The following is a 13,036-nucleotide window of genomic DNA, read 5'->3' on the forward strand; positions in this document are numbered from 1 at the left end:
TTAGGTTTTAGCACTTTTTAAAACAAAAGCCTCCACATAAATTATACCCACAAATAGCATAGCGAATACTAAATTCCACCTTCCCCAAAGTAATAGTTCAGGAACGAATATGGTTTCTATGATATTCATCGATAAAACGAGGAGCATTTGAAATATAGCGGCTAATCGAGGAAACAAACGCGTAAAAATCCAGATGCTCATTCCAATTTCGAGTATTCCTATGGTTAATGTTAATGGCCTCGCATAGTTATAAGACAACAATTGCCCAACAATTTCTTCATGCCTTGGAGCTAGATTCAAAACTTTACAAACTAGTCCGTTGACTAGCCAAACAAGGCAGATGAAATAGTGTAAAATGCGCTTCATATTCTGAAAAACAAAGAAACGTTGATGTGAAACTAAATATACCATTTAATTTCCTTGCCAAGTAAAACTATCAAGATTATTAACCAAGAATGTTCAACCCCAGCTACAGTTTTTATAAAGATAGCCCATATATGCTTAAAGCTTGTTTTGGTCGTTATTTTCTCCATTTAACATTTATTGGCATAATGATTGGAAATGTAGACCTGAAATTAAACGCAGTTTTAAATTTTAATAGGATAATTATGAAAAAGTTAATGATTTTGGGGTTAGTGGCAATAGGATTAGCTTCTTGTAGTGAAGATACTATTGACAATATTGGTCGTGATACGGCATTAAATATAATTCGTTCCAACTCTTGGAACAATGTTGTTCATACGGAATTCGTAGATGGTAAAGAGGTTCTTCGTGATACCTTGGTTGGTGAAGGAAAAGATGCAAAACTAGATTTTAACAAAGATGGTTTTGCTTACATGTTTGATGGAAAAGGAGGAACGAAATCTGTTGCTTATGAAATGCCAAACAGCAAAACCATGATATTCGGGGGTACGACCTATAATATTCAAGAGAATATTGTAACTACCGTTGTGAAATTTAGTATGGAAAATGTTACTGCTGGTAAAACTTCCCGTTACGAATTTAAGAGACGTTAAGCTTAAACTTAATATGAGAGCTGGCGTATGGTCAATTGATCATGCGCCTTTTTTATTTCTTGAACTAAACTTATAAAACCTTTTGTTTTGCTTCTATCCACAAGGACATGTATTTACTGGAAGCAAACTGATTATTCCATAATATCTGCCCTATAAAATTTCTATTTCTATTTTGCTGTAAAACAGGAGCAATTTCTTGAAGCCTTTTCAGAAAAACTTCGGACTGATCATCCTTTCTCCAGGAATTAAGCTTGTTTTCACATTGTGTATGGGCATTTAGCCATGTATTTTCATCTTGATACAATTGTACGACTTTGTACAAAAAATCTTCATCCGTATCGTAAATAAAACCTGGCCATTCATGTTCATCACGCATCATACCTTCTGTTGCTACTTGACTACTAACACTAGGTGTACCCACCGAGAATGCGTCTACAAACTTTCCTTTTAAGCCTGCACCAAATGGTATTGGTGCTAAAAGTACCCGATACCTACCAAGTGTTTCCTTAGCATCTTCTGCTCGTCCTTTCACCATAAAGCCTTCAGCAGGTTTATTTAAGTCCCATACTTTTTGTGTTGGGTATGCCCCATATATATGTAATTCTACTTTTCCTAATCTTTTTCGAATACTTGGCCATAGACGCTTCAGTTCGACAACAGTGCGCCAATTGGGTTCATGGATGAAGTTGCCAATGAATACAAAGTTTTGTCGCTCTTCAAAACCCAGCTTTTTCGATGCTGTAGCTGCTTCAAATTGAAAAGGAAGGTAGCATAATAAGCTCGGCGAAATATGGAATTGTTCCGTCAATAAATTCATTTCATAAGTTGAAATGATTAAGGAAAGATCAGACCGAAGAATGGATGCAATTTCTCGACTAGCGAGATCAGAATACAGCATTTCCTGTGTAAATTCCAGGTTTTTCTTGTAGGCATCTTGCCTTGCTTGTCTCAGGAAGTGTAAGTCTTCTGTATCCAGAATCCGGATTGCCTGAGGACAAACTTCCTTTACTCGCCAACTGTATTGTTCTTCGATCATAAAGCGGTCGAACAACACATAATCGGGCTTCAATTCCTCCACATATTTGTTGAAAGAGGCATCATTCAATTGGATGACCTGTTCCTTGATTCCGAGGTTTTCTAAAGGGAAGGAAAACTCACTTTTGCTTGCTGCAGAACAGAAATGGAGTTCAAAACCTTGTTGAATGAATAACTGCATGATTTGAATAATTCGCCATCCTGCGGCAGAAGAAGTAGGCTCTGGCCAGACTAAACCAATAACAAGCATGCGTTTTCCCATAGTGCAAAGTTGCACATTTAATTCTATTCCATCAGGATGGCTTTATTTGTTACCTTTGTAACATATCAGAAAGCTATGCTAGGACTAAAATTATTGACAGATCCCCGTTGGGCTAATATTGCCGAGTCGAATCTTGAGGAAATATTAACCGACCATGCCTGGTGTGAGCAAAAAGCCGCATCCAATGCCATTACATTAATTACCCAAAATCCTGAATTTGAGGATTTGGTGCATGAATTAACCGCTATTGCCATTGAAGAAATGGAACACTTTAAGATGGTTATCGAGATCATTAAAGAGCGCGGCTATACGTTGGGTAGAGAGCGAAAGGATGATTATGTGGGGCAACTGATGAAGTTTGCTAAAAAGGATGGCTCCCGTAATATGGCATTTATTGACCGTCTATTATTTGCTGCTATGATTGAGGCACGTTCATGCGAACGCTTCCGCGTTTTATCGAAGAATATTGAAGACCAAGATTTAGCTAAGTTTTACCATGACCTGATGGTTTCCGAAGCGAATCATTATACAACATTTCTGAATTTTGCTCGAAAATACAGCACCGATGTGGATGTGGATAAGCGATGGAAAGAGTGGTTGGACTTTGAAGGCGAGCTGATTCAGTCCTACGGAACAAAAGAATATATACACGGATAGTATTTCTTAACATACATCAAGGAATAGGGAGCTTAGACTCCCTATTTTTGTATCATTGAAATAGGAGTTTATTATGATGGAATTAGGAATAGGTATGTTTGGCGATCTTCAAATTGATCCACAAACAGGGAAAATACAAGCACCACAGGAGCGTATTCAGGAGATAATCGAAGAGATTAAATTGATGGATGAGGTAGGGGTCGATTTCTTTGGGATGGGCGAACACCACCGTGCAGATTATGCTGTTGCATCACCTGAGATTATTTTGGCAGCAGCAGCGACTGTTACTAATCGTATTAAGTTAGGTTCAGCAGTTTCTGTATTAAGTTCGGCAGATCCGGTTAAACTATATCAGGATTTTGCAACCGTTGACTTACTTTCCAATGGACGTGCAGAGATTATGGCTGGCCGTGGATCATTCATTGAATCCTTTCCACTCTTTGGCTTTGACCTAAAGGATTATAGTGGACTGTTTGAGGAGAAATTAGACTTATTGTTGCGATTGAACAAGATGGATACCATTAATTGGACCGGTAAATACCGCCCAAGCTTGATTAATCAAAGCGTGTACCCAAGACCTGTAAACAACAGTATGCCTATATGGATTGCTGTAGGTGGCACTACAGAATCGGTGATCCGAGCAGGTAAATTAGGCTTACCAGTGATGTTTGCTATTATTGGTGGATCCCCAATAAACTTTAAACCTTTATTTGAGATTTATCAGCAAGCGTATTTGGACAATGGACACGATCCGGAAAAATTCCAAGTCGGTGTGCACATGCACTCCTTCTTTGGCGCAGATAGTAAAGAAGTAGCCGATTGGTATTACCCATACTATTCCAACCAGATGAATCGTATCGGTGCATCTCGTGGTTGGCCTCCATATCAAAAATCCCAATATGACTACGGTCGTTCCAGACACGGACACCTGATTGTAGGTGATGTGAACGAGTCTGTGGACAAGATCCTTCAAATGCAAGAAACCTTTGGGCTTACCCGTTTCTCGGCTCACATGGATGTAGGTAGTCCCGATCATAGCAAGATGATGAAGGCGATCGAAATCTATGGAAATGAAATCATTCCAAAGGTAAAAGCCGCAAAATAAAATAGCTGTTTACTTTTTAGCCTACAAAATAGATTAAAAGGAAGACCTTTAGCAGAAATCGAATTATACAACATACATTTTTCGCTGATTAATTCAGCAAAGCAGGGTTCCTAAGGAACCCTTTTTTTATGTTATTTGGAATTTTGTTTTGTTGTTTTTAGTCAGAATAATGATCCTAATCTGTTGTCTTTTTTATTGTTTAATACATGCAGTCGAAGCATGCTTCGACCCTACAACCTATCGTGATTTTATTATTCCTTACCGCCGAAACCATTAGGTAGAAGCACACTTCGACAGTTCCCCCTTTCTATATCATTTCTCACATCTAATAGCAAAGCGGTCTATTAACTATTTATTTCTGATTTGTATAGTTTGAAGTTCACTCAGCTAGCTTCGTGATGACGAGTTTTTATGGGTGGGAAGAGAGACTCTTCGCTTCACTCTGAGTTGTAAGACAAAATTTCTATCACGCAAATTAGTCCAAAATCTGTTGTCTTTTGTCTGTTGTCTCATTGTCTTTCACAGGGGTTTTCTTCGCCACTAATTCGGATCTCCTTCGGAACTTGTTCGGAACTCCTTCGGATCTCGTTCGGTTCCGACCGAACGAGATCCGAACAAGATCCCTACCAAATCCTAAGAAATTCCGTGAGAGTTCCAAAGGAAACTCGAAGGAAAATAGGGTGAAATACCAATTAATTACAAACAGATAAAGTTCAAGGTCCACAGCAAAATTGATGAGCATTGCCTGTTAATTCTTGTCAAACTTCAAGATTCAATTTTTTTATAGGGATAGTTTATGGAATTGTTTGGTTTACTGCATCTAGGTTAAAAATGATAGACCATGAAAAGAACAACCATCGCTTTAGCTCTGAGCTTCGTATTGCTCGCCAGTGCTAGTTGTAATCAATCTAGAGAACAGGAAGTTTCAATGCCGGAAATGGATTATGCGGTATCAGAAAATAAAGATTCTAATGTAGCACCCAAATCCATTAGATTAAAGGGGTCTGATGCTGCTGCGGCAGCGTCTGTTGCACCAGCTGAAAAAACTATCGAAAGGTCTCAAACGGTTAATAAACCAAAGATTATCAGGGAAGGTAATATCTCGATTGAGTCCAAGGATGTTAAGACCAGTAAGAAGAATTTAGATCAGCAATTGAAACAGATGGGGGGCTATTATGAGCGGGAATCCGCCAATACGGATAACAATAATCGGATTAGTTATGATTTGGTTTTGCGCATTCCATCGGATAAATTGGATGGGTTTTTAACCTCAGTAGAAAATGGCAAGGATAAAATTACCTCCAAAAGCCTGACTTCCGAAGATGTTTCCCTTCAATATTATGATTTGGAATCGCGTTTGAAAAGTAAAAGGGCTTATTTGGAGCGCTATCAAGCCATGGTTTCCTCCGCAAAGAATGTGAAAGAATTATTGGAAATACAGGAGCAGATCAGGCAATTGCAAGAAGAAATTGATAGCAGCGAAAGTGTGATGCGTAATTTATCTGGACAAGTGAATTATTCGAGCTTGCGGATTAATCTTTTTGATTACCAATCGAATTTGCCAATGGGATCAAATTCATTCTGGTCACGAGTGAAGAGTTCATTTGGGTTTGGGGGTGATTTAATTGCTAATATTGTTTTGGGTATTATCGGTTTATGGCCAATATTCCTCATTGGTTCTGTAGTTGTTTTTTTGATTTTACGTTGGAGAAATCGTCGAAAAGTACGTTTTCAAAGTAGAAATCAGTCGCTATAGTGGTTATTAGATTGTTTTCGGCGGCAACAGGACTTTTCTGTTGCCGTCTTTGTTTCAGGGTCTTAGCAGAATATTACATGAAGCTTATAATTTTTGATGTATCTTTGTGCTGTGGAAAAAGCAATAAAATTGGTTGATATACGAAGTTTGAGTTTAGCGCAGCTAAAGGATTCACTAGTGGAGATGGGTGAACAGGGTTTCCGTGCCAAGCAGATTTATGAATGGCTATGGGTAAAATCCTGTATCGATTTTGATGAAATGAGCAACCTTAGCAAGGGCCTTCGCGACAAGTTAAAAGACCGTTTTAGCATCAATTCCGTAAAAGTTAAGGAGTCACAAATCAGTTCCGATAAGACTATTAAGAGCAGTTTCACCTTGTTTGACGGAAATATCATCGAAGGGGTTTTAATTCCGGCAGATGATCGTATGACAGCTTGTGTGAGTAGCCAGGTTGGCTGTAGTCTTACCTGTAAATTCTGTGCTACGGGATATATGGACCGTAAGCGTAATTTGAATGCGGATGAAATCTATGACCAAGTTGTCTTGATCAGTAAGCAAGCAGAAGAGAAATATGGACACCCCCTGACCAATATTGTCTATATGGGTATGGGTGAGCCTTTATTGAATTATAGCAATATGATGAAATCTGTTGAGCGAATTACAGCTCCAGATGGTTTAAACATGGCAGCCAAGCGGATTACGGTATCCACTGCTGGTATTGCCAAAATGATAAAGAAGTTAGGTGATGATGGCGTTCGCTTTAATCTTGCCCTTTCTTTGCACGCTGCAAACGACAAAAAACGTAATGAAATTATGCCTATTAATGAGCAGAATTCATTGGCAGCATTAGCTGATGCATTGAAGTACTTCTACGCAAAAACAAAGAACCCCATTACCTTTGAATATATCGTATTCCATCATTTTAATGATGAATTGGAAGATGCTAAGGAATTAGCCAAATTCTGTAGGCATGTACCTTGTAAAGTTAATATCATAGAATATAACCCTATTTCATTAGCAGATTTTGTGAATGCCGATGCGGATAAGATTGAAGAATTCGCAGAGTATTTACGGAAACAGGGGATTATTACCAATGTTCGTCGTAGTCGTGGTAAAGATATTGACGCGGCATGTGGACAATTGGCTATCAAAGATAAAGACAAGGCTGAACAAGAGGCTTCTGTTTAAACTTTCTCTACTTTCCCCCTTACATTTGACAATTAGCTAACGATTAGCATACATTGAGCTAACAGTATTTTTCGATTTTGTGGAAAATATCTGCTATGCTTCAATTTTTGCTAAATAGTTGGACTTCCTTTTGGATGCTGTTTTATCCAGAAGTCTGCTATGCCTGTCAGAAGAATTTGATGGGTGATGAACAGGAAATCTGTACTTTTTGCCAATATCATTTGCCTTATACCGATGATCACCTAGATCCTAATAATCCTTGTTTTCAACAATTAAAAGGCCGATCACAGATACAATTTGCAGTTGCCTTATTTCGGTTAAGTAATGCTGGATTGGTGGAAAATCTTATTTATAATTTAAAATATAATAGTAAGCCGCAAATTGGTTATTATTTTGGTCGTGAATATGGCATTAAGCTGTTGAAATCCCCTTTTTTTGAAAGCATCGACCTATTAGTCCCCATTCCATTACATTCAAAAAGAAAACGAAAAAGAGGCTATAACCAGAGTGCTAAAATAGCGATGGGACTTGCCAGTATCTTGCAGGTGCCAGTCGATGAGACGATCTTATTTCGTAAGGTTCAAACCAAAACGCAAACAAGGTTGTCGTCCTTGGCTAGGGTAGCGAATGTAAGTGGTGTTTTTAGCTGTTCGAAAAAACCAGCTATTGATGGGAAGCACATCGTATTAATTGATGATGTGCTAACGACTGGGGCTACTTTGGTTTCTGCAGCAGAGGCCATAATAGAACGGTATCCTAATTGTAAGCTATCCGTAATTTGCCTTGCGAAGGCTTCTTAATTCGTGTTGAAGACCTATAAGAGACGACTTAGTCGTATTTTGCCCTTCTGTTATATAATAACAAATAACTAAATAGAGCCATACCTATGCCTACATAGTCCGCAAAAATATCCCACCAATCGGCCTGGCGATTATTGGTAAAATACATTTGCGCTCCTTCAGTTCCGAAAGCAAAAACAGTTGCGGTAATAAATGCGATGGTAAAAGTACGCCATTTTGTAGCTCTTCTTTTGGTATCTATAACCCGACCGAAAAGTACCAATGTAGTTAGTAAGTAGAAAGAACCCGTATGTACAAGTTTGTCAAATCCTTCGAAAAAATTTCCTGATGGTAAATCATCGGGTGGCAATAATAGAAGTATCATCATGATAACCGCCCATAAGATTGCCCAAGCGTAATTGATAATCCAGTTCATTGTCCTTAAAAGTCGCATTATTATCTGATAATAAAAAACAATTCGGCTAATTTTTACTGTTTTCCATTTAAGTTAACATAACCAATAAAAAATTTTACAGCTGAAAATCAGTGTGTTACAATAGATATTGAGATTATTATAGTACTATGTATTGCAAAGTACCATCTAAAGGATATATCTTTGTATAGTTATGATAGCAGAAAATACACAAACCCAAATGAGGAAGGGGATACTGGAGTACTGTATCCTTTCCATAATTTCTCGGGGAGAAATATATGCCTCAGACATTATCAGCGAGCTGAAGAAAGCGGAGCTGTTGGTGGTTGAAGGGACGCTATACCCACTATTAACAAGATTGAAGAATAATGGCTTATTAAGTTATAGTTGGCAAGAGTCTACTTCGGGACCACCTAGGAAATATTATCAGATTACAGCGGAAGGGCTAGAAGTACTACGTAGGTTGGATGTGACCTGGAAGGAACTGGTATTTGCCGTTGAGATATCCATAGCCAACCGAGAAATTTAACCATTAAACTAACTAATATTGTCATGAATAAAACGATTATAATAAACATAAACAGCATCGTATTCCACATTGAGGAGGATGCGTACGAGAATTTACGATCATATATGATCGAGATCAAGCGTCACTTTGGGAAATCTGAGGATAGCCGCGAGATCTTGGAAGATATAGAAAACCGAATTGCCGAGATGTTTTCTGAGCGTATCCACAGCGGTCGCAAAGAGGTTATCAATATCCTTGATGTCTCGGAGGTTATTGCACAGATGGGTCGTGTAAGTGATTTTGAGAATGAATTTGCGGATGAGCTGAAAGCAGAGGGGACTGCAACAGTTGACGCGGAGGAAAATAATACGGAGAAAACAGCTGAAGGACAAACGACTGAGGAGTCGACTTATACAGAGTCTAATTTTGCGGATTATACCATGTCAAAACGCTTGATGCGCGATATGGATGATAAGATTCTAGGGGGTGTATGTAGTGGTCTGGGGCAGTACTTTAATATAGATTCCAAATGGGTAAGGGTCATTTTTGTGTTATTCTTTCTGTTTGGAGGTTCCGGTGTGCTATTGTACTTTGTACTATGGGCCGTTATGCCAAAGGCACTTACTCGAGCTGATAAATTAGCTATGCGTGGTGAGCAAGCCAACCTGCACAATTTCAAAAAATCTTTTGATGAGGAGATGAAGGGATTGCGTGAAAATTTTTCTGGGACCGGCGAGCATATTAATCGAGGCGTTCGTTCGGTAGGGGATGTTTTAGGAAGTGTATTCTCGATAATCGGAAAAATAATGGCTGTCATTACCCTTATCGTTTCCGGGCTTACCGTAATCGGACTGTTTTTCGTGTATGTCATGAACATATTAAACCTCATTGGCTACCGAAATGAAATTTTCTTTCCACCATTAGAAATGTTGGATAGTAGCTCGGCATTCTTTGCCTTGACTGCAGGAACATTGGCAGTAGGAATTCCATTCTTGGCTTTATTCTTCTTGATGTTGCGCATCTTATTTAAGGCTAAGTCGAGCAACAATTATGTGAATATGTCCATGTTGGCGATTTGGATTGCCTCCATCATTACAATCTTCTATTTTGTGGTTGTAACTCAACAGGATTTCCGTGAGGAAAGTACGATTTCTGTGGAAAAACCTTTGGAAAAGAGGGATAGCTATGTATTTGAGGAAAATGATGTTCGTGTCATCAAGACTTCAGATGAAAATTTCAAAGGAAAGAAATTCGATATTACCTATGATGGTAAGAATATTATGGAAGAGATTCGTTCGGATGTAAGAATTCGTTTTGAAGCTATTGACTCGCTTAAGGCACCATATTTAGCGTACAATTATATTGCGAATGGCAAGACCTATGGGGAAGCTTCTGATTATGCTTCACAGATTCGCTATGGGGTAAACCAAACGCCTGAATCCATTATTTTCGACAGTCATTTCTCAATCAATTCAAAACCAGTTTACCGTGACCAGCGAGTTTCGATGGTCGTTTATCTTCCAATAGGTTCAAAAGTCACTGTAAACAGAGCTTTAGAGAACAAATTTCAAAATGGTTCGCTTTGGGATTGTTCTAGAGATCCAGAGCAGAAGTATTCGGAATGGTTGATGACGAAAGATGGGTTAAAATGTGTTAGAAAACTGGAAGAAGATAAGTTGGAGGCGGATGAGAAGGCATTAAAAGAGGCTGAAAAAGAATTAAAGAAAGCGGAGAAAGCAGAAAAGAAGAAAAATAAAAAGGAGGCTGAAGCAACCAATTCAGAAGAAGAAGCGTCTTCTGATGAGAGCGAAGCATAAAAAACGATAAATAGTACCTAACCAAATAAAATAACATTTAACTAAACACTACCATGGGAAGAATAATTGCGCTTATGATTGTCTTACTAACGGGGCTAATTAGTCAATCATTCGCAGGAAACCAAGATGCAGATGTCAAGGGCAAAGTTGTCAATCAGCAAAATCAACCAGTAGCTTCGGCTTCGGTGTATCTGATGGCATCGACTTCTAAGGTTTTATTGAAAACAGCTGTCACCGACGAAAATGGTGAGTACAGCATATTAAAAGCACCAAAAGGGAGCTATTTTATACAGGTAAGTTCTGTAGGATTTAATACGGCAAATTCAGCTGTATTTGAATTGGGGGATAAAACTGTAGAGGTTCCAACTATTCAGTTGACGACTGCTAGTCAGGCCATTGAAGCGGTGACCGTGCGCGGTCAAGTGCCAATGGTTCAAAGTAAAGATGGGAAGCTGATTTTAAATGTAGAAAACTCTTCCGTAGCTGCTGGAAATAATGCCTTGGAAGTCATTAAGCGTGCACCAGGCGTCAGTGTCGATAAAGATGATAATCTACAGCTGATGGGTCAGCAGGGGGTAAATGTGACTATTGATGGTCGGCAAACCTTTATGACCGGAGAGCAATTGGCTACTTTCTTGAAGTCTACAGATGGAGCACAAATAAAAAGTGTAGAAGTAAGTACTACCCGTTCTGCTAAAGATGATGCTGAAGGCGCAGTAGGAACGATCAACATCGTCATGAAAAAGAATAACTTGGAAGGTTTTAATGGTACCTTTTTGGCAAGTGCCGGAATGGGTAAGCATTTCCGTGGGAACTCTAGCTTGAGCTTAAATTATAAAAAGAACAATACAACCGTTTTCGGTTCTTATGCTTACACGGATAATAAACGCCAAATTGATTTATTGTTGGATCGTGATATTAGAAATGCTAACCAAGTTACTCGTTTCGATCAGGATGCCTATTTAGTTGAACGCGAAAAAAGCCATAATTACAAAGTTGGAGTTGAGCAAAAAACTTCGCTAAAGAACACCATGTTACTTCAATTTACAGGTAACAATAGTGTGGAAGATAGTGAAAATAAAAGTTTGACAAACATTATGTTATCTGCTAATATGGTAGATTCTATACTGAATTCGTCGTCCGTTAGCCATGCGCCATTCAACCGTTATTCCACCAACTTTAATAATGAATATAAGTTGGATACCTTGGGCAGTAAACTTGTTTTTGATGCCGATTGGAGTATGTTTAAAACAGCAAATGACAATCATTATATCTATAGAACAGAGCGTCCTGACGGTACATTGCATTATCCTGAACAACAAGAGCGCAGTGCTATGCCAACGGATATCGATATCTATGTGGCAAAATTGGATTGGTTGAAGCAGATGAAAAAGGGAAAATTTGAATCTGGTGTTAAGTATTCCTATGTGAATTCGGACAATAACCTTCAATTCGACTCCTTAAATCGGGCAGGTAATTGGGTAGATATTTCAAATCGTTCCAACTTATTCATCTATACCGAACAGATTGCTGCAGCCTATTTGGATTACAGCACCTCCATTGGTAAATGGGGATTGAAAGCAGGATTGCGTGGTGAGTATACCATCTCTGAAGGTAACTCAGTAACCAAAGATAAGGTTGTGAACCGCGATTATTTTGATTATTTCCCATCGGCTAATGTAAGCTATAATGCGAGCCCAAATCACATCTTTAATTTAGGCTATGCGAAAAAGGTTACGCGTCCGAATTATCGCTATCTAAATCCATTCCGTTACTACATCGATAAATTGACTTTCCAAGAGGGAAATCCATATATCAAACCACAGTACACGCATGGAATGACCTTGACCTATACCTACAGACAGATGTTCAACTTCACCTTAGGTACAGATTTGACCAACGATGCGATGGTGGAGAGTATGGGACAGGATAGCATTACAAATGAGACCTGGATTACACGTGATAACCTGGCGAAGACAAGTACCAGCTATATCAACATCAATGCGCCATTCCGAATTGGAAAATTCTGGACGATGAACAATAACATCACGGGTATATACATGCACTTTAAAGGACCTATCGCTGGTCACTATGCAGATTTAGGCTCTTTCTTCGTTCAAGGAAGTAGCATGCACAACTTCAAGATTAGTCCATCGTTTTCAGCAGAAATGACGATCAATGGTAATACACCATTTTTATACAATGTTTATAAAATTCAGGCAAGGGTGAATTTAGATGCCGGCATGAATTACACTTTCAAAGATCAACGTAGTTCCTTGAAATTGGCAGTGACGGATGTATTCCGTAGCAGCAGAACCAAGATAACGACAGATTATAACGAATTCCAATCGACGATTAGTCAGTATAATGATAATCAAACCGTTCGATTGACCTATACCTATAAGTTTGGGAACCTCAAGCAGCAATTCCGGAAACGGGATACCAATACCGAGGAGACGAATAGGGCTAATTAATAGGTA

12 protein-coding genes are annotated in these 13,036 nt (G+C 38.7%); 9 read left to right on the top strand and 3 right to left on the bottom strand.

From position 1 onward, the window contains the following. A complete protein-coding gene (locus ABD676_RS14365) occupies positions 1-366 on the bottom strand; it encodes a DoxX-like family protein (protein WP_344675419.1) in 366 nt (121 codons plus the stop codon). A 242-nt stretch (positions 367-608) separates the two neighbouring features. Between ABD676_RS14365 and ABD676_RS14370 the strand changes: the two genes are divergently transcribed. Beyond that, entirely contained in the window at positions 609-1,016 is a 408-nt protein-coding gene (locus ABD676_RS14370; protein ID WP_344675420.1) for a hypothetical protein, read from the top strand. A 70-nt stretch (positions 1,017-1,086) separates the two neighbouring features. Here the strand turns inward: ABD676_RS14370 and ABD676_RS14375 are convergent, their stop codons facing one another. Further along, entirely contained in the window at positions 1,087-2,313 is a 1,227-nt protein-coding gene (locus tag ABD676_RS14375; RefSeq protein ID WP_344675421.1) for a glycosyltransferase, read from the bottom strand. Positions 2,314-2,388: 75 nt separating this feature from the next. Here ABD676_RS14375 and ABD676_RS14380 point away from each other — a divergent pair, with 75 nt between their 5' ends. The 5 genes from ABD676_RS14380 (at position 2,389) to ABD676_RS14400 (ending at position 7,819) form a co-directional block, all read left to right on the top strand. Continuing rightward, a complete protein-coding gene (locus ABD676_RS14380) occupies positions 2,389-2,970 on the top strand; it encodes a MiaE family protein (protein WP_344675422.1) in 582 nt (193 codons plus the stop codon). Positions 2,971-3,043: 73 nt separating this feature from the next. Further along, complete coding sequence (locus tag ABD676_RS14385; protein WP_344675423.1) at positions 3,044-4,075, top strand: LLM class flavin-dependent oxidoreductase; 1,032 nt, start codon at positions 3,044-3,046, stop codon at positions 4,073-4,075. Positions 4,076-4,916: 841 nt separating this feature from the next. Then, positions 4,917-5,831: a DUF4349 domain-containing protein gene (locus ABD676_RS14390; RefSeq protein ID WP_344675424.1), complete on the top strand. Its 915-nt coding sequence runs from the start codon at positions 4,917-4,919 to the stop codon at positions 5,829-5,831. 96 nt (positions 5,832-5,927) lie between these two features. Beyond that, positions 5,928-7,019 (top strand): dual-specificity RNA methyltransferase RlmN, encoded by a 1,092-nt coding sequence (gene rlmN / locus ABD676_RS14395; RefSeq protein ID WP_344675499.1) that lies wholly within the window; start codon positions 5,928-5,930, stop codon positions 7,017-7,019. Positions 7,020-7,114: 95 nt separating this feature from the next. Next, on the top strand, positions 7,115-7,819 hold the full coding sequence (locus ABD676_RS14400; RefSeq protein WP_344675425.1) for a ComF family protein: 705 nt from the start codon (positions 7,115-7,117) through the stop codon (positions 7,817-7,819). 28 nt (positions 7,820-7,847) lie between these two features. On the opposite strand, the gene ABD676_RS14405 is transcribed toward ABD676_RS14400, so the two are convergent. Continuing rightward, complete coding sequence (locus ABD676_RS14405; protein ID WP_344675426.1) at positions 7,848-8,234, bottom strand: VanZ family protein; 387 nt, start codon at positions 8,232-8,234, stop codon at positions 7,848-7,850. A 190-nt stretch (positions 8,235-8,424) separates the two neighbouring features. Between ABD676_RS14405 and ABD676_RS14410 the strand changes: the two genes are divergently transcribed. Genes ABD676_RS14410 through ABD676_RS14420 form a run of 3 tightly spaced genes read left to right on the top strand, consistent with a single transcriptional unit; the run spans position 8,425 to position 13,030 of the window. Next, positions 8,425-8,760: a PadR family transcriptional regulator gene (locus ABD676_RS14410; protein ID WP_344675427.1), complete on the top strand. Its 336-nt coding sequence runs from the start codon at positions 8,425-8,427 to the stop codon at positions 8,758-8,760. Between the two features lie 23 nt (positions 8,761-8,783). Then, positions 8,784-10,556: a PspC domain-containing protein gene (locus ABD676_RS14415; protein WP_344675428.1), complete on the top strand. Its 1,773-nt coding sequence runs from the start codon at positions 8,784-8,786 to the stop codon at positions 10,554-10,556. A 53-nt stretch (positions 10,557-10,609) separates the two neighbouring features. Further along, positions 10,610-13,030: a TonB-dependent receptor domain-containing protein gene (locus tag ABD676_RS14420; protein WP_344675429.1), complete on the top strand. Its 2,421-nt coding sequence runs from the start codon at positions 10,610-10,612 to the stop codon at positions 13,028-13,030. The last annotated feature ends 6 nt before the right edge of the window (positions 13,031-13,036 follow it).

The sequence above is a fragment of the Sphingobacterium kyonggiense genome (assembly GCF_039536825.1).
Taxonomy (GTDB): Bacteria; Bacteroidota; Bacteroidia; order Sphingobacteriales; family Sphingobacteriaceae; genus Sphingobacterium; species Sphingobacterium kyonggiense.